The following is a 22,867-nucleotide window of genomic DNA, read 5'->3' as shown; positions in this document are numbered from 1 at the left end:
CAATGTCCACCACTGAACAGCGGGTCGCGGTAGTCACCGGCGCGGCGCGCGGCATCGGCGCCGCAACCGCCGTACGCCTGGCCGCCGAGGGTCACGCGGTCGCCGTGATCGACCTGGACGAGGCCGCCTGCAAGGACACCGTCGAGAAGATCACCGCGGCCGGCGGCAAGGCGATCGCGGTCGGCGCGGACGTCTCCGACGAAGCGCAGGTCACGGCGGCCGTCGCCCGGATCGCCGAGGAACTGGGCGCCCCGACGATCCTGGTCAACAACGCCGGTGTGCTCCGCGACAACCTGCTGTTCAAGATGACCGTCTCGGACTGGGACATGGTCATGAACGTGCACCTGCGCGGCTCGTTCCTGATGACCAAGGCCGTGCAGAAGCACATGGTGGACGCGGGCTTCGGCCGGATCGTCAACCTCTCCTCCTCCTCGGCGCTCGGCAACCGCGGCCAGGTCAACTACTCCGCCGCCAAGGCCGGCCTGCAGGGCTTCACCAAGACCCTCGCCATCGAACTCGGCAAGTTCGGCATCACCGCCAACGCCGTGGCCCCCGGCTTCATCGCCACCGAGATGACCAAGGCCACCGCCGACCGCGTCGGCATGGGCTTCGACGACTTCAAGAAGGCCGCGGCCACCCAGATCCCGGTGCAGCGCGTCGGTGAGCCGGAGGACATCGCCAACGCCATCGCCTTCTTCACCGGCGAGGCGGCCGGCTTCGTCTCCGGCCAGGTGCTGTACGTGGCCGGCGGACCGCTCGACTAGGGATGCAGAGGTAGCACTGACATGACCGAACTCCCCGAGCTGTCCGGCCGGGTCGCCCTCGTCACCGGCGCGAGCCGCGGCATCGGCTACGGCGTCGCCGAGGCACTGGTGGCCCGCGGCGACCGCGTGTGCATCACCGGCCGCAACGAAGAGGCCCTGAAGGAGGCCGTCGAGAAGCTCGGCGCCGAACGGGTCATCGGCGTCGCCGGCAAGGCGCACGACCTCGGCCACCAGACCGAGGCCGTCGAGCGCACCATGGAGGCCTTCGGCCGGGTGGACTTCCTGGTCAACAACGCGGGCACCAACCCCGTGTTCGGCCCCATCGCCGACCTCGACCTCGACGTCGCCCGCAAGGTCTTCGAGACCAACGTGATCTCCGCGCTGGGCTTCGCGCAGAAGACCTGGCACGCCTGGCAGAAGGACAACGGCGGCGCGATCGTCAACATCGCCTCGATCGCGGGCCTCGCGCCCTCGCCGTTCATCGGCGCCTACGGCGTGAGCAAGGCCGCGATGATCAACCTGACCCAGCAGCTGGCGCACGAGTTCGCGCCGAAGGTACGGGTCAACGCCATCGCCCCCGCCGTGGTCAAGACCAAGTTCGCCCAGGCCCTGTACGAGGGCCGCGAGGAGGAGGCGGCCTCCGCCTACCCGCTCGCCCGGCTCGGCGTGCCCTCCGACATCGGTGGCGCCGCCGCGTTCCTCACCTCCGGCCAGTCCGACTGGATCACCGGCCAGACGCTCGTCGTCGACGGCGGCATCTTCCTCAACGCCGGCGTGGGCTGAGCATCTCGTCCGGGCGCCGATTTTCGGACAGATCGGCGCCCGGAACACCGTCCCGGACCCGCTCAGCGGAATGACAACGTCGTCATCGCGAAATCGATCAAGAAGTCATGTTTCCGGGGAGGTTCACGGGCTCGAGCGCTGCGGTATGGTCTGCCGACCCTTGGTATGGCAGATCGAGGAGCGTGCGCGTGTTCAACCGGAACCGATTCCTGCGGAGAGTCGCGGCGATCGCGTCCATATCGCTGGTGGCCGGATGCAGTCTGCTGTCCGACAGTGATCCCGACAGCCAGGGTCCGATCGTCGTGGGCACCACCAGCGCACCCAGCACTCTCGACCCGGCCGGCGCCTACGACGGCTCCTGGGAGCTGTACCGGAACATCTTCCAGACGCTCCTCGCCTACCCCAACGGCGCCACCACCCCCCAGCCCGACGCCGCCGAGAGCTGCTCCTTCACCGACTCCAGCAGCCGCACCTACCACTGCAAGCTGCGCGCCGGCATGAAGTTCGCCGACGGCGACCCGCTGACCGCCGAGGCCGTCCGGCACTCCATCGACCGCATCCGCAAGATCAACGCCGCCGGCGGGCCGGCCGGGCTGCTCGGCAGCCTCGACCGCGTCGAGATCTCCGGCGATCGCGACATCGTCTTCCACCTGAACAAGCCGGACGCCACCTTCCCGTTCGTCCTCGCCACCCCCGCCATGTCGATCGTCGACCCGGACGACTACCCCGCGAACTCGCTGCGCAAGGACACCAAGGTCTACGGCTCCGGCCCCTACAAGCTCGAGTCCTACGAGGACGGCAAGCAGGCCGTCCTGGTCGGCAACGGCAACTACGAGGGCTTCGCGAACCGGCAGAACAGCGCGGTGACCATCCGCTACTTCCAGGACTCCGCCAGCATGGTCAAGGCGCTGCGGGACAAGCAGATCGACGTCACCTACCGTGGCCTCGCCGCCGACGACATCCTCGCCCTGCAGCAGCACGGCACCGAGGACCTGCAGCTGGTCGACGGCACCGGCACCGACATCAGCTACCTGGTGTTCAACCCCAAGGACTCCTGGGCCAGGCAGCCCGCCGTGCGCAAGGCGGTCGCCCAGATCGTGGACCGGGGCGCGATCGCGCACAACGTCTACAAGGACACCGTCGACCCGCTGTACTCGATGGTCCCCAAGGGCCTGACCGGGCACACCACCGACTTCTTCGACGACTTCGGGAACCCGAGCGTCGCCAAGGCCCGCAAGATCCTCTCCGGCGCGGGCATCACCCAGCGGGTTCCGCTCACCCTCTGGTACACCACCGACCGCTACGGCTCCGAGACGGCCCTGATGTTCAAGGAGCTGAAGCGGCAGCTGGAGGACTCCGGCCTGTTCACCGTCACCCTCAAGAGCCGCCCCTGGAAGACCTATGTCGTCGGCTTCCAGAAGGGCGAGTACCCGGTGTTCGGCCGCGGCTGGTTCCCGGACTTCCCGGACGCGGACAACTTCATCGCCCCGTTCGTCGGCGAACACAACGCGCTCGGCACGCCGTACCCGTCCAAGGACATCACCGAGCGGCTGGTGCCCCACTCGCGCGCGGAGAGCGACCGGGCCAAGACCGTCAAGGACATGGAGGAGGCCCAGCAGATCATGGTCGACGACGCCCGGCTGATCCCGTTGTGGCAGGGCCGGCAGTTCGTCGCGGCCAGCGACGACATCTCCGGCGGCGAGCAGGCCCTGGACCCGTCGACGATCATGACGATGTGGGCGCTGCACCGCAAGACCAGCTGGTGAGCCGCCCTCGCGGCAGCGATTGTCAGTGGTCGCCTGTAGGTTCTGAATGCTGGAAGTGACCGCAGGCCGTAGCTGATTGACATCGTGAGGACGTTGACGTGACCGACATCGCCATGCTGCCCGAGTCCTGGCGCGGGGTTCTGGGCGACGAGCTGCAGCAGCCCTACTTCAAGGAGCTGACCGAGTTCGTCGAGGAGGAGCGGGCGAAGGGTCCCGTCTACCCGCCGCGCGAGGAGGTCTTCGCCGCGCTGGACGCGACGCCGTACGAGCAGGTGAAGGTCCTCGTCCTGGGCCAGGACCCGTACCACGGCGAGGGCCAGGGCCACGGCCTGTGCTTCTCGGTCCGTCCCGGGGTGAAGACCCCGCCCTCCCTGCGGAACATCTACAAGGAGATGCAGGAGGAGCTGGGCCTGCCCGTCCCGGACAACGGCTATCTGATGCCGTGGGCCCGGCAGGGCGTCCTGCTGCTCAACGCGGTCCTCACGGTCCGGTCCGGCGAGGCCAACTCGCACAAGGGCAAGGGCTGGGAGAAGTTCACCGACGCCGTCATCCGCGCGGTGGCCTCCCGCCCCGACCCGGCCGTCTTCGTCCTGTGGGGCAACTACGCCCAGAAGAAGCTCCCGCTGATCGACGAGACCCGGCACGTAGTGGTCAAGGGCGCGCACCCCTCGCCGCTGTCCGCGAAGAAGTTCTTCGGCTCCCGGCCGTTCACGCAGATCAACGAGGCGATCGCCGCCCAGGGCCACGACCCGGTGGACTGGCGGATCCCGAACCTGGGCTGACGCGTGCGCGCAGCGGGACCGGCGCGGACGCCCGCCGCCGGTCCCGCCGCACCGCACACCGGGGCCGGTCCCGCCGCACCGCACACCGGCGCCGCCTGACCGGGAATCCCGACGCTCCCGGCTAGCGTCGGGAACGGACACCCAACGACGGCCCGGAGGGCACCGTGGCGGAGCGACAGGAGCAGGCGGCACCGGATGCCGTTCTGACGCGGATCGGGCAGGTCGTGATGCTGCACCACGGCGGCGACCGCGAGGAGGCCCGCAGTCGCTTCCTGGACCTGTGGGCGGAGATCGGCGAGAGCGGCGACCCGCTGCACCGCTGCACCCTCGCCCACTACCTGGCCGACACCCAGGACGACCCGGCGGACGAACTCGCCTGGGACCTGCGGGCCTTGTCGGCGGCGGAGGAACTGACCGACGGCCGCGCGGACGGCGACCCCTCGGGCCTCCGGGGCTTCTTCCCCTCCCTGCACCTCAACCTGGCCGCCGACTACGTGAAGCTGGGCCGGGCCGAGGCGGCTCGCAGCCATCTGCGCCGGGCGCGCACGGCAGCGGTCGCCCTGGCCGACGACGGCTACGGCGACGGGGTCCGGTCCGCGATCAGCCGTCTGGAACTCCGGCTGGGGGAGGACGGCACCCCGCAGGGCGAGGGCTGGGGGCCGCCCCGCCAGCGGTAGCCGCTCCGCGGGTTCCGGGCACGGGTCACCGCCCGTATCACCGCCCGTACGCCTGGGCGCAGATCCGCGCCTCGGGGCTGTCCTGGTGCCAGCCGCCGTACGTCCTGCCCAGGGCGCACACGTCCGGGGCGCCCGGTACCGCCGGGACCGGGCCGGGGGTGTCGGTGACCGGCCGCCCGGTGGGGCCGGGGCGTGGGGCCGGGCGTGGAGCCTCGGCCGGGGCCGGCCGGCGGTGGGTGGCCTCCGGCGTGGCCGGGGGCCGGTGCCGGGCGGACGGCGTGGACGGCCCCGGCCGCCGGGACGGGACGGCCATCTCCAGCGCCTCCCGGACGGGTGCCTGCACCACGCGGGGCTGCGCGCCGCCCTCCGGACGGGGCGCCGTCGGCTGGGAGGGCGCGCTGTCCGGCTGCGGTTCCGGTACCGCCGGGCGCTGCACCGTCACGCAGCCGGAGAGGGCCGAGACGGCCACGGTGACCAGGAGCGCTGCGGTGGTCGTCGTTCGATGCACCCACGCAACTCTGCTGGGTCGCCGCCCCGTTCGGCAGCAGGGAGCGGACGATGTGACCCCGCACGGGTGATCTCGTGCCCCTTGCGAGGGGTTGCGCGGCGCCGAGGGTGACGAACCAGCCGCCCGTGCAGCCGTCCGCCGTCTCGTTGCCGGCCGGGGTGATCAGGCCGTCGGGCGAGGCCTTCCTCACCGAAGATCACACCGGACCGGTCTTCCGCCCGGAGCGCTCATCGCCCAGCAGGCCGGCGAGCAGTTCTCTCACCGGACCGGTCGTCCGGTCGGCCGCTCCCGCTCCGGACGGGTTCTCCGTCCGGAGCCGTCACCGGCCCAGCAGTGCGGTCAGCAGTTCCCGCAGGCCCGTGCGGATCTCGTCCGGGCCCGGTGTCCATGCGCCGAAGGACCCCGCCGCGCACGAGAACATCAGCCCGTCCGCCCAGGCGACCAGGGACAGGACGTGGCGGTCCGGATCGGCGGAGCCGGCCGCGGTGAGCAGGGCGGCCAGCTGCTCCCTGAAGACGGCGCCGGTGCGGTCGTAGAAGGCGCGCAGCTCGGGGCGGCGCGTGGCTTCCAGGGCGAGTTCGTAGCGGGCGATCAACAGGTCGCGGTTGTCGGTGAGGGACCGGTGGACCGCGAGCGCCAGGCCCTCGGCCAGCGCGTCGAGTCCGCCGCTCGGGTCCGGCATCCCCTCCACCGCCAGCACCCGCGCCTCGCGCTCGGCGTGCCGTCGTACCGCCAGTTCCAGCAGGGCCTGCCGGGTGCGCGCCACGTTCGACGTCGAACCCTGCGCCAGTCCGGCCGCCTCGTCCACCGCCCGGTGGGTGAGGCCGCGCATGCCGCGCTCGGCGAGCAGGGCGAGGGCGGTGTCGGCGACGAGATCGGCGCGGGAGGGGCCGGGCGTGACTGCGGGCATGAGCTGACCCTACCCACCTCACTACGACTGTAGTAACGTCGTCCTCACTACAGATGTAGTTCGAAGGAGGGGTCATGGCACGGTCGGAGCGTGTGATCGTCATCGGCGGCGGTATCGGAGGTCTGACCGCGGCGGCGGCGCTGCACCAGCGGGGCTGGACCGTGACCGTGCTGGAGCGCGCTCCCTCCCTGGAGCCCGTCGGCGCGGCCATCTCACTCGCCCCGAACGCCCTGCGCGCCCTGGACGTCATCGGCGTCGGCGACGAGATCCGCGACCTCGCCGCCTGGCAGGGCGACGGGGGACTGCGCACCCCGCGCGGGCGCTGGCTGTCCCGGGCCGACGCCGAGGCCGCCGCCGCCCGCTTCGGCGGCCCGCTGGTGCTGCTGCCCCGGGCCACCCTCCTGGACCGGCTCGCCGCCCTGCTGCCGCCCGGCGCCGTCCGCACCGGAGCCACCGCGGCCCTGGCCGATCCCGGCGACCGCGCCCGCCCCGCCCGGGTGACCGCCGGGGACGAGGAGCTGGAGGCGGAGCTGGTGGTCGGCGCGGACGGCATCAACTCACGGGTCCGGGGCGCACTGTTCCCGTCCCACCCCGGACCGGCCTATGCGGGATTCACCACCTGGCGGGTGCTGATCCCGGTGCCCGGCGCGGAGTTCGCCTCGCACGAGACCTGGGGGCTGGGGCGCATCTGGGGCACGCACCCCCTCAAGGACAGCCGCGTCTACGCCTATGCCGCGGCCGTGGCACCGGCGGGGGAGCGGGCGCCGGACGACGAGAAGGCCGAACTCCTGCGCCGCTTCGGCGACTGGCACGACCCGATCCCCGCCGTCCTCGCCGCCGCCCGCCCCGAGGACGTGCTCCGGCACGACGTCCACCACATCGACCGGCCGCTGCCCGCCCACCACTCGGGCCGCACCGTCCTCCTCGGCGACGCCGCCCACGCCATGCCCCCGACTCTCGGGCAGGGCGGCAACCAGGCCATCGAGGACGCGGTCGTCCTCGCGCACCACGCCGCCGAACCGTCCGCCTACTCCGCCGCCCGCCTGCCGCGGACGACCGCCGTCGCCCGCCGGGCCGTCCGGGTCGCCCGCCTGAACATGGCGGGCAACCGCGCCGCCGTCGTCGTACGCGACACCGCCGTCGCCGTCCTCTCGAAGGCCGGACCGGCGCTCTTCCTGCGTGGCTTCGACGGCATCGCCGACTGGCGGCCCCCGTATGCTTCCGGCAGGGAACACGCAGGCCAGCGGTAGAGGGAGCGCACGTGAAGGTCGGCTGCATCGGACTCGGGGACATCGCGCAGAAGGCGTACCTGCCGGTGCTCGGCACACGGCCGGGGATCGACCTGCACCTGCAGACCCGCACGCCGGCCACGCTGGACCGGGTGGCCGACACCCTCCACCTGCCCCGCGAGCAGCGGCACACGAGCCTGGACTCGCTGCTCGGCGCCGGACTCGACGCGGCCTTCGTGCACGCCCCCACCGCCGTCCACCCGGACATCGTCACCAGGCTGCTGGAGGCCGGCGTCCCGACGTACGTGGACAAGCCGCTCGCCTACGAACTCGCCGACTCCGAGCGGCTGGTGGCCCTCGCCGAGCAGCGCGGTGTCCCGCTGGCCGTCGGTTTCAACCGCCGCCTCGCCCCCGGGTACGCGCAGTGCCTGGACCACCCGCGCGAGCTGATCCTCATGCAGAAGAACCGGATCGGACTGCCCGAGGAACCGCGCTCGATGATCCTGGACGACTTCATCCACGTCGTCGACACCCTGCGCTTCCTGGTGCCCGGCCCGGTCGACGACGTGACCGTGCGCGCCCGCGTGGAGGACGGGCTGCTCCACCACGTCGTGCTCCAGCTCGGCGGCGACGGCTTCACCGCGCTCGGTGTGATGAACCGGCTCAGCGGCTCCAACGAGGAGATCCTGGAGGTCTCCGGGCAGGACACCAAGCGCCAGGTGGTCAACCTCGCCGAAGTGATCGACCACAAGGGGCAGCCGACCGTGCGGCGGCGCGGCGACTGGGTGCCGGTGGCCCGTCAGCGCGGCATCGAGCAGGCGGTCCTCGCCTTCCTCGACGCCGTGCGGGCCGGCAAGCCGCTCAGCGCCCGTGACGCGCTGGCGACCCATGAGCTGTGCGAGCGGGTGGTACGAGCGGTTCAGGACCACCCCGCCGCAGCCTGAACGCCCGCACCCCCTCGGCGACGCCCAGCGCGGCCAGCACCAGCAGCGCGCCGTGCACCGGCCAGTCGCCGAGGCGGACGTACGGCGTGCTGCCGTGCGCCAGCGGTACGTCGTACACGCGGGCGGCGCTCGCGTCCGTGCCGAGCCACGGGCCGAGGCGCCCGCCGTCGGGGCCGTACACCGCGGAGACGCCGGTCAGGGTGGCGTGCACCATCGGGCGGCCGGTCTCCGCGGCCCGCAGCGCGGCCAGCGAGGCGTGCTGCTCCGGCGCCCAGCTGCCCTGGAACGAGGAGGTGGAGGACTGGCCGAGCAGGACGTCGGCGCCGTCCTCGGCGAGATGCCGGCTCATGTCGGGGAACGCGGTCTCGAAGCAGATCAGCGGGCCGATCCGCAGCCCGTGCCCGACGTTCATCACCGTCTGTCCGGTGCCGCGGTGACGGTCCTCACCGGCGGCCCGGCCCACCGAGGTGGCCCAGCCGAGCAGCGAACGGGCGGGTATGTACTCGCCGAACGGGACCAGCCGCATCTTGTCGTACCGGTCGCCGGTCGCTCCGTCCGGGCCGACCACCACCGAACTCTTGTAGATCCCGGGCCGGTCGGAGCGACGGGCGTCCACGTTCACCAGGACGTCGGCGCCGGTCTCGCGGGACAGGGCGGCGAGCCGCCGGGCCAGGTCGGGCCGGTCGCCCAGGTCGAAGCCGACGCTGGACTCGCCCCACACCACCAGGTCGACACCCTGCCCGGCGAGCCGCCGGCTCAGCTGCTCCTCCCGGTCGAACCGCCTGTCACCGCTGTCCTGCCCGGCCACGACACCCGGCTGTACGACGGCGACCCGGACCCGCCCTGCCATGTCCGGGCGCGGCGCCCACGCCCAGGCAGCACAGGCCGCGGCGACCGTGGCCACCAGCGCCGCGGCGGCCGTGGCCCGGAGCGAGGCAAGGGCGGGTGCCCGCCACGCACGGACGGACACCAGCACGGCCACCGCCACGTTGACCATCACCACCATGAAGCTGAGCAGCCAGACCCCGCCCACCGACGCCAGCCGCAGTGCCGGACCCACCTGCCACTGGCTGGCGCCGAGCATCCCCCACGGCCCGCCGAGCCCCTGCCAGGAGCGCACCAGCTCCACCAGCAGCCAGCCGGACGGCAGCACCAGCAGCGCCGCGGCACCCCGGCCCGCCGACGGCACCCCGCCCAGGAACCGGCGCACCAGCAGGCCCCAGGGCGCCCAGAGCGCGCCCAGCAGGACGGCTATCAGGAAGATGAACACGTGCAGGCTCGGCAGCAGCCAGTGGTGCACGGCCACCAGAAAGCCGAAGCCGCCCCACCAGCCGTCGTAGGCCGCCCGTCGCGCGGTCGGCGCCGAGCGGGCCAGCAGGATCCAGGGAACCAGGGCCACGTACGCGAACCACCACAGCGAGGGTGCGGGGAAGGCGAGTACGGGCAGGGCACCCACGAGGGCGGCGGCGCCGGAACGCCGCCAGGGGGAGGTCAGCCAGTGGTCGAACGTCCTCATAGGGACCCTTCCTACCCAGCACCTGCCTCCAGTGTGCGTCGCGGGACGTCACCGTTGCGCCTCGGAGCGAGGGGCTGTGCAGGTGGTGGTGGGCCGCGTCGCCGTGCACGGCGTGACGGGGCGCCTGCGGCGCGTTCAGGGCCGGGGCCGGCTACCCCTCACGTCCCTCAGGGAACCGGCGCGTTCGCGGCCCGTAGTTCGCGCCATTTCTCGTGCACGACGACCTCGCGCAGCCGCCAGCCGTCCGTGGTGCGCAGCAGTCCGAAGTCGTAACGGCCACCGCACACCAGGTCCGGTGCGGCAGCGCCGCCCGGGCCGGCGAAGCGCATGGGGTTGAGATAGTCGGCCCGTACCCGGGCGGTGTCCCCGGTGTCGTGCTCCAGGGCCCCGAACCGCACCTGCCGGTTGACGATCAGGTGCTGGCGCATGCCGAACAGGGCCAGGCTCTCGGCGAGCCAGACGGCGATCCGTTCGGCGTCGCCCTCGATGCCGCCCGCCGACCGGTAGTCGGCTCTCCCGTCCGCCGTGAACAGCCTCCGGTACGCCGCCCAGTCGCCGTCGTCCACCGCCACCGCATACGCGGTGACCAGGTCGTCCACGGCCAGTCGGTCCCTCACGGTCGCGAACTCCGCACGCTGCGTCATCGGCACAGTGTTGGGCACGGCGGACGCGGAGCCAAGAGGTGTGCGAGGTGAATATGGGGTGTCGCACGGCTTCCGGCTCCGGCTCCGCGCCGCTTCACGGCGCCGGATCCGTCACGAGCGCCCCGCACCTGAGCGCGAGTGCGGGGATTCCTAGTCGACCTGGATGCCGAAATCCTGCACCAGTTCCTCCAGCCCTCCCGGGTAGCCCCTGCCGCCCAGCACGAAGGTCCAGTCCCCGTTCGACCTGCGCCGGAAGGAGCCGAGTACCAGCGCGGTCTCGCCCGGTCGGCCGTCGGAGACCTCCAGACGGTCCACCTCGGCCCGCGTCGGGTCGAGCAGGCGGACACGGGCGTCCGTGAAGCCGGAGAGGTCGGCTTCCGGGTCGGCCTCCGGGTCGACGGCCGCCACCAGGACGAGCCGGTCGGCCTCGGCCGGCAGCGCGTCGAAGGAGACGCGGACGGCCGCCTTGTCGGGGGCGGTGGCGGGAAGCGTGCGTACGGAGCCGTCGGGTGTCTGCGGGTTGTTGTAGAAGACGAAGTGGTCGTCGCCGAGCACACGGTTGCCACGGCAGACGAGCGCGCACACGTCCAGCGCGACGCTTCCGGTCCACGACATCCCCAGGATGACGTGGTCGTCGGACGATCGGGTGTCCGGAGCCGTCGGCGTAGATGCCCCTGCCGGTGCCGGTGCCGGTGCCGGTGCCGGCTGCGGCTGTTGCGCGGCGCGATCTGCCCCGTCGCCCAGGCGGCCACGCAGTCCGTGGCGGTGCAGCAGGTCGACGAGTTCGGTTCCCGGGATCAGCTCCAGGGGCTTGCCCTGGGCGAAGGTGTGCGAGCCGGGCCCGAACCCTGATGTCGTCACCAGCACACCCTTGTTGGCACCGGCGTCCTGGACGGTTCCGTACAGGTCGCGCACGGCGGTCGGCGGCACCGTGTTGCGGTAGCGCTTCACCTGCACGACGATCTTGCCGCCTCGGATCGGCGTCGGATCCACCGCGTCGACGTCCACGCCGCCGTCGTTCGAGCGCTGGGTGGTGACCGCCTGCATCCCCATGGCCCGGAAGAGATCGGCGACGAGATTCTCGAAGGCGATCGGATCCATCTCGAGGAGGTCGGGCTCGCCGTCGCCGCCGTGCGTGACGACACGGTTCCCGGCCTCCTGCGGCCGGCGGCCCGGACGCACCGGCGCGAGCTGGTCGGGCCGGGCCGAGAGCTGCCCGCGCAGGGCATCGGCCAGGCAACTGCCCGCGTCCACCTGGGCCAGGTGCAGGTCGCCGAAGGTCGAGCGCGCGGCCAGCACGGTGGCCAGGTAGATGTGGCCCGGCCGCCCTGTCGTGGGGTCATGGCCGTCCACGAACCCGTTCAGTGCCACCGAGGCGAGCGCGCCCGAGTCGTCCGCGGTGAACAGCTCGTGCAGAACGAGCAGCATGCACTGCGCCAGCACGTCCCGGTACAGGGCCCGCCGCTGGCCCACCGGACGGGCGGTCTCCTTGTCCTGGTCCGCTCCGGACACGTACCGAACGGACTTGGCCTCGGGTACGACGTCGTAGGCGGGCAGCTCCCAGTCCAGCACCAGCTGTCCTGCCGCCGCGTCGTAGGCAGCGGTCACCTGCCGGGGGAAGCCTTCCGGCCACGCCGTCGAGGCGTACAGCGCGGCGGAGAAGTACTCCACCACGGCGTCGGGATCACGGCGCCGGACGCCCTCGGTCAGCTCGACGACACCGGCGTTGTGCTGTCGTACCTCGGCCAGCCGGGCGTCCGCCCATTGCTGGTACTGCCTCTGGTACGCCGCCAACTGCCGCAGCCGCTGGGCCTCCGCGGCCTGGGCCGCCTGCCGGTCCCGCTCGAAGCGTGCCCGAGCCTCCGCCTGTGCCTGGGCGCGGCGGCCGGCAGTCCACCCGCTCTGCGCCTGGTAGTGATCGATGTCCGGCAGGGGCACGGGCTGCGCCAGGGCGCCCGGCGTGAAGGGCTCGAGTTCTTCAGGGCGCATGAGTGAGGAAGGTCTGAAGGGCGGAGCCTGGCAACCCGTGGCGAGAAGGTGCTGCAGCGACACGACCTGCGCGTCCAGCTCCTGGGTGCGGCGCAGTGCCTCCGCCTGCCGGTAGTCCCGGTAGTCCTGGGCAGCTCGTCGATGTCGTGCGCGTGCTTGCTGCTCTTGTTGTCTGCGTCGTCTGGCTTCGGCCTCCAGCTGCCGCTGTTGCTGCCGCTGCATTTCGGCCCAGATGCCGACCAAGCCGGTGGAACGACGACTCATGTGCTGCAGGCCCTCCCCAACGCGCTCCGGCTGTCCCCACAACCAGGTGTAACGGGAAGACTCTAGTCAGCGACGGCCGTCTCGCATATCCGCTCGGCAACAGTGGGGGCCACCACTCCCGAGAGGGCGGGACAGGACCGTGCTTCACGTTCACGCCCGGCGCCGGTCCCGCCGGGGTCACGGGGCCCGGCGCTGCTCCCGTACGGCCTTCATGAGGTCCTCGACGGCGGACCGGGTGGCGTCGGGATCATGCCCTTCGTCGATCGCTTCGAGGGCGGCGGCCGCGGCCTCGCGAAGGTGGTGGGGGAGCCCGTCGGCGGCCGTGAGCCGGTAGGCGGCCTCACGGCGTGCCACGCGCTCGGCGGTGTCCACCGCGCCGGGGCCGGACAGCGGGAAGACGGAGTCCCGGTACGCGGTGATGCCCAGCACCATCATGTCCGCGATGCCGTCGGCGTATCCGAGAGCGGCGGCCCTGCCCTGGCCCTCCCGGATGGACGCGACCATGCGACGGCGGGACAGGGCCGTTCCCAGGGCCGCGCCGCCGCCCAGGGAGAGGGCACAGGTCACGGCGAGGAACGGCCCGTCCCAGGCGAGGCCGGTGAATCCGCCGAGGACGGCGAGCGCCACGGTCCATGCGGCCGCCGTCCGGGTGCTTATCTGCTCGGGTGTGGTGTCCATGAGGGCAGTGTGACAGCCGGGCCTCACCGAAGTGCCTTGCCCTGGCAGGTGGTCAGGCCGCCTCGATGACCTGGCAGCGGATCGCCGCGGCCCACTCGATCACCAGCAGCTCGTACTCCGCGCGCTCCTGGGCCGACAGGGTGCCGCCCGCACGCAGCCACAGCGCCCGGATCTGCTCGTTGACCTCGGCAGCAGACCGCACGGAACCAGGGGGCAGGGAATCGGGGGACATGCGGACAGCCTAGGGGCAAGCACTGACCGTGCGCTACCGCGTGGCTACGCAGAAGGTATGGGGTTGGTCACCGGCGCCGGGCGGGAGCCGGTTCCTGGCGTCGAACTGCTCGGCGGCCTCCGGGTGTTGTGCAGGTCGGGCGCGTGCCGCCCGCGCCCGGAAGTTGTCCTAAACCGGGGCTGCGGGGGGCAGGGCCGTCGGAAACAGGGGTGGTGTGCAGGGGCACGGGCAGGGGCCGAGCCTGGTGGGACGGCCGTCAGCTCGCCGATTCCGCCGCGTGCGGGCTCAGCACGCCCGCCCCGACCAGGGCGATGATCACGATGCCGAGGGCTACGCGGTACCAGACGAACGGCATGAAGCTCTTGTTGGAGATCCACTTCATGAACCACGCGATCACCGCGTACCCCGACGCGAACGCGATCACCGTCGCGAACAGGGTGGGCGGCCAGTCGACATGGCCCTCGCCCAGCGAGTCCTTCACCTCGAACGCGCCGGAGGCGAGGACGGCCGGAATGGCGAGCAGGAACGAGTAACGGGCCGCGGCCTCGCGCTTGTAGCCCATGAACAGGCCGCCGCTGATGGTCGCACCGGAGCGCGAGACGCCGGGGATCAGGGCGCAGGCCTGGCACAGGCCGAAGACCAGACCGTCCTTGATGCCGAGGTTCTCCAGGGTCTTGCGCTGCTTGGGCGCCCGGTGCCGGCCGCCGTTCTCGTCCCGGGCCGCCAGCCGGTCGGCGATGCCGATGACCACGCCGACGACGATGAGCATGGTGGCGGTGATCCGCAGATCGCGGAACGGGCCTTCGATCTGGTCCTTCAGTGTCACGCCCAGCACCCCGATGGGGATCGAGCCGACGATCACCAGCCAGCCCATCTGCGCGTCGTGGTCGTGCCGCATCGCCTTGTCGAAGAGCGACCGGAACCAGGCCGAGATGATCCGGCCGATGTCCTTGCGGAAGTAGATCAGCACCGCGGTCTCCGTGCCGATCTGCGTGATCGCCGTGAAGGCCGCACCGGGGTCCTTCCAGCCCGAGAACGCCGCGGTCAGCCGCAGATGTGCGCTGGAGGAGACGGGCAGGAATTCGGTCAGCCCCTGGACGAGTCCGAGGACGAGGGATTCAAACCAAGACATGAAGGTATGGCGTCCAAGTGCTGGCGGGAAATGGTGATCATGTGACGAGGGCAGCGTAGCGGGCCGGGATCACAGCCCGGAAACAGGGTCCGGACAGCCCGCGGCCCTCGCCCGCCCGAGGGCGGTCCGGCGCGCTCGGACCACCGACGGTCCGGCGAAGGCCGTTCGGACCACCGACGGTCCGGCGAAGGCCGTCGGGTCGCCGGCGGTCCGGTGGAGGTCAGGTGCGCTCAGGCCGCCGACGGTCCCGAGACCGTCCAGCCGGGGGCCTGCGGGTGGGCCGTCAGCTCCCCGTGCCGTACGGGGTCCCCGCAGGCACGGCAGGTGACCACGGGCACCAGTTCGCTGCCGCACTCGTGCTCGAGCGCCATCGGCAGATCGATGCCGCCGCGCAGATGGCGGTCGCCCCACTCCTTGAGCGTCCACAGGACCGGCTCCAGCTCCAGCCCCGCCTGCGTCGGCCGGTACTCGAACCGCTGCGGGCGCTCGCTGTAGAGGCGCTTGGTGAGGATGCCGGCCTCCACGAGCCGGCGCAGCCGGGTGGCCAGGATGTCGCGGGGGGCGCCGATGTTGCGCACGAGCTGGTCGAAGCGGCCGTTCCCCAGGCACACCTCGCGCAGGACGAGCAGCGAGTACTTCTCGCCGACCAGGCTGAGGGCGTCGGCGATGGAGCAGGGGCGCGGGTCCTTGGTGGCGGCCATGCGGTTCAGTCTAGATGAGGGTTTGATTTTCCAACTCTCAGGGTTATGGTGAGTCCGGATTTCCTACTCGCCAGTAGCCCGTCCGATCACGCTGGAGGCCCTCCCCATGCGAGACGCAGTCATCGTCGAAGCCGTACGCACCCCCATAGGCAAGGGAAAGCCGAGCGGCTCCCTCGCCCACGTCCACCCGGTGCAGCTCCTGGCACACACGCTGCGCACCCTCGTCGAGCGCTCCGGCGTCGACCCCGCGCTGATCGACGACGTCATCGGCGGCACCGTCGACCAGGTCGGCGAGCAGGCCATGAACACCACCCGGTACGCCGTACTCTCCGCCGGCTTCCCGGAGTCGGTCCCGGCGACCACGGTGGACCGGCAGTGCGGTTCCTCGCAGCAGGCCGTGCACTTCGCCGCCCAGGGCGTGATCTCCGGCGCCTACGACCTCGTCGTCGCCTGTGGTGTGGAGTCGATGAGCAGGGTGCCGATGTGGTCCAACGTGCCCGCCGGCAAGGACCCGTTCGGGCCGGGTGTCGCCGAGCGCTACCCGGAGGGCCTGGTCCCGCAGGGCATCAGCGCCGAACTCATCTCCGCCAAGTGGTCCCTCACCCGCGCGCAGCTGGACGAGTTCGCCGTCTCCTCCCACCGGAAGGCCGCCGCCGCCTGGGAGTCCGGGCTGTTCGACGCCGAGGTCGCGCCGCTGGACGGCGTCGCCCGCGACGAGTGCGTCCGCCCGGACAGCACCCCGGAGATCCTCGCCGGCCTCAGGCCCGCTTACCACGACCCCGGCTTCGCCGAGCGCTTCCCGCAGATCGAGTGGAACGTCACCGCGGGCAACGCGAGCCCCGTCAACGACGGCGCCTCCGCCGTGCTGATCACCTCCAGCGAGACCGCGGCCCGGCTCGGCCTGCGCCCGCTGGCCCGCCTGCACAGCTTCGCCGTGACCGGTTCCGACCCGCTGCTGATGCTCACCGGTGTCATCCCGGCCACGGAGAAGGTGCTGCGCAGGGCGGGCCTGAGCCTGGCCGACATCGACCTGTTCGAGGTCAACGAGGCCTTCTCCAGCGTGGTGCTCGCCTGGCAGCAGGAGACCGGCGCCGACCTCGCCAGGGTCAACGTGCACGGCGGCGCGATCGCCCTCGGCCACCCGCTCGGCGCCAGCGGCACCCGGCTCACCACCACCCTGGTGCACGCCATGCGTGCCCGCGGCGCCCAGTACGCCCTGCAGACCATGTGCGAGGCGGGCGGACTCGCCAACGCGATGATCCTCGAAGGCGTCTGAGCCGGCCCCTCGTCACCCGGTCCGGTCCGGGCGGGCCCGGCGGCTCACCGGCCGCGCAGCCGGTGGCGCTTGCGCCAGGCCACGACCGTGCCCGCGAGCGCCGGCAGGGCGATGCCGGCCATGGCGATCAGGAAGGCGGGGGAGGTCGGAGCCGAGGCGCGGGCTCCGGCCACCGCGTAGGCGGCCGTGTTCGGGACGGAGCCGAGGCCCGTTGCCAGCAGGAACGGCAGCCAGCCCATGCGGGAGACGGACGCGCAGTAGTTCGCCGCCCAGAACGGCACCCCCGGGAAGAGCCGGGCGGCCAGCATGGACCGGAACCCGTGCCGGCTGAGCTGGCCGTCCGCGGCCTTCAGCCAGCGGCCCCGCAGCAGCGGGCGCAGCGCGTCCTGGCCGAGCAGCCGGCCCAGCCCGAACGCCACCCCGGCCCCGAGCACCGTGCCCGCCAGCGCCGAGACCAGCCCCAGCTGCGAGCCGAACCACGCGCCCGCGGCCAGGTTCAGCAAGGGGCGCGGCACGAACGCCACGGTGCACAGGCCGTAGGCGGCCGCGAACACGACGGCCGCCGCGGCCCCGCCTAGCTGCGCCGGCCAGCCGTGCGTCAGCAGCCGCTGCGGCTCGAACAGCAGCACGGAGCCGGCCGCGCCGGCCAGCAGGGCGAGCAGCAGGGAGAGCCGGGCGTAGGGGGAGAGCAGCACGCGGGAGCAACGGGCGGTGAACGCGGCGCGGTGCGGCGGCGGCACGGGGACGGCAAGCTCCGTGGCGGCGGCCCGGGGAGAGGCCGTGGCGGTGCCAGAGCGGTTGGCATCGAGCATCCGGTGACATTAGCCGACGAACGTGTCTGATCGCCGTATGGTTCGTCTCATGACCGTCACAGGTGCGGCTCAGCCGGAGATGCCGCGCAGTGCTCTCGCCGACACCGTGCTGGAACGGCTGACGGCGGCGTACGGGGCCGCCGCCGATCCCGCGCGGGCGTCCGCCATGCGGGCCTACATGAAGGACGTGGCGCCCTTCCTGGGCATCCCCACCACCGCCCGCCGTGCCCTGTCGCGCACCGTGCTCGCCGGCACCCCCCGCCCGGACGAGGCCGACTGCACCGCGGTCGCCCTGCGCTGCTGGGAGTTGCCCGAGCGCGAGTACCACTACTTCGCCGTCGACTTCCTGCGCCGGCACGCGGGCCGCTGCTCCTCGGGATTCCTGCCGGTGACCCGGTACCTCGTCGGCACCGTCCCCTGGTGGGACACCGTGGACCTGCTCGCCGCGCACGTGGTCGGGGCGCTGGTCGCCGCCGACCCGGGGCTCACCGCCGACATGGACGCCTGGATCACCGACGGTGACCTGTGGATCGTGCGCACGGCGCTGCTCCACCAGCTCCGCCACAAGGAACGTACCGACACCGGACGGCTGTTCGCCTACTGCCTGCTCCAGTCCGGCCACCCCGACTTCTTCATCCGCAAGGCGGTCGGCTGGGCACTGCGCGAGTACGCCAAGACCGACCCCGAGGCCGTGCGGGCCTTCATGGGACGGGAGCGGGGCCGGTTCGCCCCGCTGACCGTCCGGGAGGCACTGAAGAACATCGGCACCTGAACCCGCCCGCCCGCACGAGCCGTTCGCCCGAAAACCATTCGACGCCGGACAAACCGTCGGCAATGATCGACGGCATGTTCCGGTACGCCTTCGTCCTCGCAGCATCCGCCGTCGCGGATGCCCCGAAGGCTGCCGTCCCGCTCCTCGTGGCCGCTGTCGACGGCGCCCGAAGCTGACCCTCTCCGGATCGTCCGGCGGACCCCGCAGGGGGAGGGTCGGCCGGTCCCCGGGGTCCCGCATTCTTCTTCACGGCTGAGAGGCTTCGAGGTACAGCCATGTCCAAGACGTCCTACGCGCGCACCAAGCCGCACCTGAACATCGGCACCATGGGCCATGTCGACCACGGCAAGACCACCCTGACCGCCGCCATCACCAAGGTCCTCGCCGGGCGCGGCACCGGCACCTTCGTGCCGTTCGACCGCATCGACCGCGCCCCGGAGGAGGCCGCCCGCGGCATCACCATCAACATCGCGCACGTCGAGTACGAGACCGACACCCGGCACTACGCCCACGTCGACATGCCGGGCCACGCCGACTACATCAAGAACATGGTCACCGGCGCCGCGCAGCTCGACGGGGCGATCCTCGTCGTATCCGCGCTCGACGGGATCATGCCGCAGACCGCCGAACACGTGCTGCTCGCCCGGCAGGTGGGTGTCGATCACATCGTCGTCGCGCTCAACAAGGCCGACGCCGTCGACGACGGCGAGGACGCCGTGCTGACCGACCTGGTCGAGCTGGAGGTCCGCGACCTGCTCACCGCCCACGGCTACCCGGGCGACGCCGTACCCGTCGTACGCGTCTCCGGGCTGAAGGCCCTGGAGGGCGACCCGCGCTGGACGGCGTCCGTGGAGGCGCTGCTCGACGCGGTGGACACGTACGTGCCCATGCCCGAGCGGTACCTGGACGCGCCGTTCCTGCTGTCCGTCGAGAACGTGCTGACCATCACCGGGCGGGGCACCGTCGTGACCGGCGCCGTCGAGAGAGGGACGCTCCGGCTGGGGGACCGGGTGGCGGTGCTGGGCGCCGGCGTCGACACCGTGGTCACCGGCGTGGAGACCTTCGGCAAGCCGATGGAGGAGGCGCAGGCCGGGGACAACGTCGCCCTGCTGCTGCGGGGCGTGCCGCGGGACGTGGTCCGGCGGGGGCACGTCGTGGCGGAACCGGGCAGTGTGGTGCCGGCCCGGCGGTTCTCGGCGCGGGTGTACGTGCTGTCCGGGCGCGAGGGCGGTCGTACGACGCCGGTCGCGACCGGGTACCGGCCGCAGTTCTACATCCGTACGGCGGACGTCGTCGGCTCCGTCGACCTCGGCGAGGCCGGCATCGCCCGGCCAGGCGAGACCGTGGAGATGACCGTGGAGCTGGGGCGCGAGGTGCCGTTGGAGCCCGGGCTCGGGTTCGCCGTGCGCGAGGGCGGCAGGACCGTGGGGGCGGGAACGGTGACCTCGGTGGGGTGACCCCACAATGGAGGCGTGAACGAAGCCATACCCGTCACCCGGGCCGTCGACCACGGCACCGCCAAGCTGATGCCCGACGTCGACCGGGAGCGCGCCTGGCTGCTCACCGTGGACGGTGCGCCGCAGTCGTACGTGGATCTCGATGATCCGGCGCATCTCGAGTTCGAGTACGTACGGCGGCTCGGGTATGTGCTGGACACCGCCGCCGAGGCGGGCCGCGCGCTGGACGTGGTCCACCTCGGCGGGGGTGCGCTGACGCTGCCCCGCTACGTGGCCGCCACCCGGCCCGGGTCCCGGCAGGACGTGGTCGAGGCCGACCGGGGGCTGCTGGAGCTGGTCGGCGAGCACCTGCCGGTGCCGGCTGGCTCGGGTGTCGTGCTGCACGCCGGGGACGCCCGGGCCTGGCTGGAGTCCGCCCCGGACGATCACGCCGATGTGCTGATCGCCGACGTCTTCGGCGGGTCCCGGGTACCGGCGCACCTCACCACGCTCGGCTGCGTCCGCGAGGCCGAACGCGTGCTCCGGCCCGGCGGGGTCTATCTGGCCAACCTCGCCGACGCGGCGCCGTTCGGCTTCCTGCGCTCCCAACTGGCCAATCTGGCCGCAGTGTTCGAGGAGACGGCGCTGATCGCCGAGCCGGCGGTGCTACGCGGGCGGCGGTTCGGCAACGCGGTCGTCGTGGCCTCGCACCGGCCGCTGGACATCGCCGCGCTGGCCCGGCGCACCGCCGCGGACGTCTTCCCGGCGCGGGTCGAACACGGGCCCGCGGTGCGGGAGTTCACCGGTTCCGCCCGGCCGGTCGAGGAGGCCGAAGCGGTACCGTCGCCCGAGCCCCCCGACGGAGCCTTCGGCATCGGCTGAGACGGCGCCGGGGCGGGAGCGGGCGGGGGAGCCGGGGGCCGGATCACCGGTCGGCCGTCCCCGCCGCGTGCGCGGCTCGCCGAGGCGGCTTCGGTGGTGCCGCGGCCGCAGCCCCGGTCATTCCACGATCGGGTCGCCGTGCAGCCGTACCGTGCTCAGGATCTTGTGGACCGTGGCGTCGGGCAGTTCGTCCTTGACACCCTTGGCGCCGTAGAGCGTCCACGAGACGAAGCTTCCCGTGGAGTTCTTGAACGCGAACGTGATGGCCTTGCCGTCGGTGTCGCACTTGTTCTTCTTCGGCACGCCGACCACGTACGACGTCGCGATGCTGCCCTTGACCCCCGACGCCGTCGTGAAGGACTTCGGCTTGCCGACCTTCAGGTACTTCTCGGCGGCCTTGGACTGGTCGGTGTAACCGCCGAACACGAAGGCGGCCGAGTCGCCGCGGGCGGTGCTCGCGGTGTCCTTGGCGCCGTTCTCGCCCTTCGTGCCGCTGCCCACGAGGGCGTGCGACTCCTTCGTGCCGTTCTTCTCGGCGGTGCAGTAGTCCGGCTTCAGGAACGAAGGTGCGGAGAAGCCTATGTACGCCGAGCCGTCGCCCTTCTGCTCGTCCTCGAAGAACGAGAAGACGCCGGGCCGCTCCACCTCCCAGTCGGGTGGTACGTCGAAGGCCGTGCCGTACTTGGGATTGATCACGACCTTCCAGCCGGCGACCGTCGGCTTCGTGGTCTCGCTCGCACGCGGGTTGTCGGTCGCGGACGACGTGGGCGAGGGCGACGTGGTCGCCGTCCGGGAGGGGCCGGTGTGCCGGCCGTCCTTGCCGTTGTCCGCCTCGTCGTCCTTCGAGCCGCCCAGCACGAGGTAGCCGGTCACCGCGGCGGTGACCACGACGGCGGTGGCCGCGACGATCGCGATCAGCTTCGTACGCCCCCCGCCGCCCTGCGGGGGCTGGGCCATCGGAGCGGTGGCGGGCTGCTGCTGCCCCCACTGCGGCTGCTGCCCGTACGGTCCGGCCTGCGGCTGCTGACCGTATCCGGCCGGGGGCTGCTGCCCGGCCTGCGGCTGCTGTCCGTACGGTCCGGCCTGCGGGTACTGCTGGTACCCGGGCTGCTGGTACGGGTTCGCCTGCTGGTCACCCGGCTGCTGGTACGGGTTCTGCTGCTGCTCGCCCGGCTGCTGGTACGGGTTCTGCTGCGGGTTCTGCGCGCCCCCTGGCGGCTGCTGATCTGGCCACATGGCCAGTAACCCTAGTGCGCTTCACTGGCCAGGCTCGGCTACTCGTGAGTAACATGCCGGTCATGAGCGCAGACCAGATGTCGATCGGCGAGATGCTCGCCGCCACCGTGCCCATGGCCCGGACCCTGAACCTGGAGTTCCTGGAGACCACCCCCGAGAAGGCGGTGGTGTCCCTGCCGGACCAGAGCGATTACCACAACCACGTGGGCGGCCCGCACGCCGGTGCGATGTTCACCCTCGGCGAGTCGGCGAGCGGCGCCATCGTGCTGGCCGCTTTCGGGGACCAGCTCACGCGCGCCGTGCCGCTCGCCGTGAGTGCCGAGATCTCCTACAAGAAGCTCGCGATGGGCGCCGTCACCGCCACCGCGACGCTGGGCCGCCCGGCCGCCGAGGTCGTCGCCGAACTCGACGCGGGGCAGCGGCCCGAGTTCCCCGTGGCGGTCGAGATCCGGCGCGCGGACGGCGCCGTGACCGGCGAGATGAGCGTCCTGTGGACGCTCCGGCCGACCGACCAGGGGAAGTGACCGCGCCGCTTCGGCGTGGTACGAGCCGTACTGTGCCCCGCCCCGGTCGTGCCGGGGCGGGGCACAGGTGCGTGGGGCGGTTCAGCGAACGGCGATGACGTTGGTGGCCTTGGCGCCGACGACCTCGAAGACGACCCGCTGTCCCTCGCGGGTGGTCTGCGTCTCCATGCCGGAGAAGGGGCGCCTCGCACCGTCCTCGTCGGCGATGATGCCCACGCCGTCCGCCTTGTTGTAGACGGCGATCGTTCCTAGAGGCATCGTCTTTTCCTCCGTGGTAGGTCGTAGCTGATGCTCTCCCCCGGTGAGCAGAGCATCACGTACCGTGTCCGAGGGAGGAAGGGGCGCAGCGGCGCGTCGGCCACGGTTTGACCGGAAGTCAGCGAGGGGCCGTCCGGCGGGCGGGCCGGACG

At 72.2% G+C, this 22,867-nt stretch carries 24 protein-coding genes; 12 read left to right on the top strand and 12 right to left on the bottom strand.

Annotated elements, in window-relative coordinates:
• Positions 1–2 precede the first annotated feature (2 nt).
• The 5 genes from fabG to JK359_RS13585 all read left to right on the top strand — a co-directional run bounded on the left by fabG (position 3) and on the right by JK359_RS13585 (position 4,772).
• Positions 3–764 (top strand): 3-oxoacyl-ACP reductase FabG, encoded by a 762-nt coding sequence (gene fabG, locus JK359_RS13605; protein ID WP_201835341.1) that lies wholly within the window; start codon positions 3–5, stop codon positions 762–764.
• A gap of 21 nt (positions 765–785) precedes the next feature.
• Positions 786–1,547: an SDR family oxidoreductase gene (locus JK359_RS13600; protein WP_201835340.1), complete on the top strand. Its 762-nt coding sequence runs from the start codon at positions 786–788 to the stop codon at positions 1,545–1,547.
• A gap of 188 nt (positions 1,548–1,735) precedes the next feature.
• On the top strand, positions 1,736–3,313 hold the full coding sequence (locus JK359_RS13595) for an ABC transporter substrate-binding protein (RefSeq protein WP_201835339.1): 1,578 nt from the start codon (positions 1,736–1,738) through the stop codon (positions 3,311–3,313).
• Positions 3,314–3,411: 98 nt separating this feature from the next.
• Positions 3,412–4,095: a uracil-DNA glycosylase gene (gene ung, locus JK359_RS13590; protein WP_201835338.1), complete on the top strand. Its 684-nt coding sequence runs from the start codon at positions 3,412–3,414 to the stop codon at positions 4,093–4,095.
• Positions 4,096–4,259: 164 nt separating this feature from the next.
• A complete protein-coding gene (locus tag JK359_RS13585; protein ID WP_201835336.1) occupies positions 4,260–4,772 on the top strand; it encodes a hypothetical protein in 513 nt (170 codons plus the stop codon).
• A 37-nt stretch (positions 4,773–4,809) separates the two neighbouring features.
• Here JK359_RS13585 and JK359_RS13580 read toward each other — a convergent pair whose 3' ends face one another.
• The gene (locus tag JK359_RS13580) at positions 4,810–5,280 is read right to left on the bottom strand and encodes a hypothetical protein (RefSeq protein ID WP_201835334.1); all 471 of its coding nucleotides are present in this window, start codon (positions 5,278–5,280) and stop codon (positions 4,810–4,812) included.
• A 319-nt stretch (positions 5,281–5,599) separates the two neighbouring features.
• A complete protein-coding gene (locus tag JK359_RS13575; RefSeq protein WP_201835333.1) occupies positions 5,600–6,190 on the bottom strand; it encodes a TetR/AcrR family transcriptional regulator in 591 nt (196 codons plus the stop codon).
• Between the two features lie 74 nt (positions 6,191–6,264).
• On the opposite strand from JK359_RS13575, the gene JK359_RS13570 reads away from it, so the two are divergent.
• Together JK359_RS13570 and JK359_RS13565 are read left to right on the top strand one after the other, a co-directional pair.
• Entirely contained in the window at positions 6,265–7,440 is a 1,176-nt protein-coding gene (locus tag JK359_RS13570; protein ID WP_201835332.1) for an FAD-dependent monooxygenase, read from the top strand.
• 11 nt (positions 7,441–7,451) lie between these two features.
• Positions 7,452–8,363: a Gfo/Idh/MocA family protein gene (locus tag JK359_RS13565; RefSeq protein ID WP_201835331.1), complete on the top strand. Its 912-nt coding sequence runs from the start codon at positions 7,452–7,454 to the stop codon at positions 8,361–8,363.
• Here the strand turns inward: JK359_RS13565 and lnt are convergent.
• The 7 genes from lnt to JK359_RS13530 form a co-directional block, all read right to left on the bottom strand.
• On the bottom strand, positions 8,281–9,879 hold the full coding sequence (gene lnt, locus JK359_RS13560; protein WP_201835330.1) for an apolipoprotein N-acyltransferase: 1,599 nt from the start codon (positions 9,877–9,879) through the stop codon (positions 8,281–8,283). The genes JK359_RS13565 and lnt overlap by 83 nt on opposite strands.
• Positions 9,880–10,046: 167 nt before the next feature.
• Entirely contained in the window at positions 10,047–10,523 is a 477-nt protein-coding gene (locus JK359_RS13555; protein WP_201835329.1) for a nuclear transport factor 2 family protein, read from the bottom strand.
• 150 nt (positions 10,524–10,673) lie between these two features.
• Positions 10,674–12,776, bottom strand: a complete 2,103-nt coding sequence (locus tag JK359_RS13550; protein ID WP_201835328.1) for a restriction endonuclease — start codon at positions 12,774–12,776, stop codon at positions 10,674–10,676.
• A gap of 177 nt (positions 12,777–12,953) precedes the next feature.
• A complete protein-coding gene (locus JK359_RS13545; protein ID WP_201835326.1) occupies positions 12,954–13,454 on the bottom strand; it encodes a hypothetical protein in 501 nt (166 codons plus the stop codon).
• Positions 13,455–13,506: 52 nt separating this feature from the next.
• Positions 13,507–13,686: a hypothetical protein gene (locus tag JK359_RS13540; RefSeq protein ID WP_201835324.1), complete on the bottom strand. Its 180-nt coding sequence runs from the start codon at positions 13,684–13,686 to the stop codon at positions 13,507–13,509.
• Between the two features lie 256 nt (positions 13,687–13,942).
• Positions 13,943–14,818 carry an undecaprenyl-diphosphate phosphatase gene (locus JK359_RS13535; RefSeq protein WP_201835322.1) on the bottom strand — a complete coding sequence of 292 codons (876 nt, stop codon included), beginning with the start codon at positions 14,816–14,818 and terminating at the stop codon, positions 13,943–13,945.
• 230 nt (positions 14,819–15,048) lie between these two features.
• Positions 15,049–15,519 (bottom strand): winged helix-turn-helix transcriptional regulator, encoded by a 471-nt coding sequence (locus tag JK359_RS13530; RefSeq protein WP_201835321.1) that lies wholly within the window; start codon positions 15,517–15,519, stop codon positions 15,049–15,051.
• Between the two features lie 106 nt (positions 15,520–15,625).
• On the opposite strand from JK359_RS13530, the gene JK359_RS13525 reads away from it, so the two are divergent.
• Positions 15,626–16,795: a thiolase family protein gene (locus tag JK359_RS13525; protein ID WP_201835319.1), complete on the top strand. Its 1,170-nt coding sequence runs from the start codon at positions 15,626–15,628 to the stop codon at positions 16,793–16,795.
• A gap of 44 nt (positions 16,796–16,839) precedes the next feature.
• Here the strand turns inward: JK359_RS13525 and JK359_RS13520 are convergent, their stop codons facing one another.
• Positions 16,840–17,607: a TVP38/TMEM64 family protein gene (locus tag JK359_RS13520; protein WP_201835317.1), complete on the bottom strand. Its 768-nt coding sequence runs from the start codon at positions 17,605–17,607 to the stop codon at positions 16,840–16,842.
• Positions 17,608–17,656: 49 nt separating this feature from the next.
• On the opposite strand from JK359_RS13520, the gene JK359_RS13515 reads away from it, so the two are divergent.
• The 3 genes from JK359_RS13515 to JK359_RS13505 all read left to right on the top strand — a co-directional run bounded on the left by JK359_RS13515 (position 17,657) and on the right by JK359_RS13505 (position 20,697).
• A complete protein-coding gene (locus JK359_RS13515; protein ID WP_201835315.1) occupies positions 17,657–18,379 on the top strand; it encodes a DNA alkylation repair protein in 723 nt (240 codons plus the stop codon).
• Positions 18,380–18,654: 275 nt separating this feature from the next.
• Positions 18,655–19,836, top strand: a complete 1,182-nt coding sequence (gene tuf, locus JK359_RS13510; protein WP_201835314.1) for an elongation factor Tu — start codon at positions 18,655–18,657, stop codon at positions 19,834–19,836.
• Positions 19,837–19,851: 15 nt separating this feature from the next.
• A complete protein-coding gene (locus tag JK359_RS13505) occupies positions 19,852–20,697 on the top strand; it encodes a spermidine synthase (RefSeq protein WP_201835311.1) in 846 nt (281 codons plus the stop codon).
• 117 nt (positions 20,698–20,814) lie between these two features.
• Here the strand turns inward: JK359_RS13505 and JK359_RS13500 are convergent, their stop codons facing one another.
• Positions 20,815–21,933, bottom strand: a complete 1,119-nt coding sequence (locus tag JK359_RS13500; RefSeq protein ID WP_201835309.1) for a DUF8017 domain-containing protein — start codon at positions 21,931–21,933, stop codon at positions 20,815–20,817.
• A gap of 62 nt (positions 21,934–21,995) precedes the next feature.
• On the opposite strand from JK359_RS13500, the gene JK359_RS13495 reads away from it, so the two are divergent.
• Positions 21,996–22,457, top strand: coding sequence for a DUF4442 domain-containing protein (locus tag JK359_RS13495; protein ID WP_201835308.1), 462 nt, complete (start codon positions 21,996–21,998; stop codon positions 22,455–22,457).
• Positions 22,458–22,538: 81 nt separating this feature from the next.
• On the opposite strand, the gene JK359_RS13490 is transcribed toward JK359_RS13495, so the two are convergent.
• A complete protein-coding gene (locus tag JK359_RS13490; protein ID WP_201835306.1) occupies positions 22,539–22,715 on the bottom strand; it encodes a cold-shock protein in 177 nt (58 codons plus the stop codon).
• Positions 22,716–22,867: the final 152 nt, after the last annotated feature.

It is taken from the genome of Streptomyces actinomycinicus (assembly GCF_016741775.1).
Lineage (GTDB): Bacteria > Actinomycetota > Actinomycetes > Streptomycetales > Streptomycetaceae > Streptomyces > Streptomyces actinomycinicus.
This window is presented reverse-complemented; position numbering and strand designations above follow the sequence as displayed.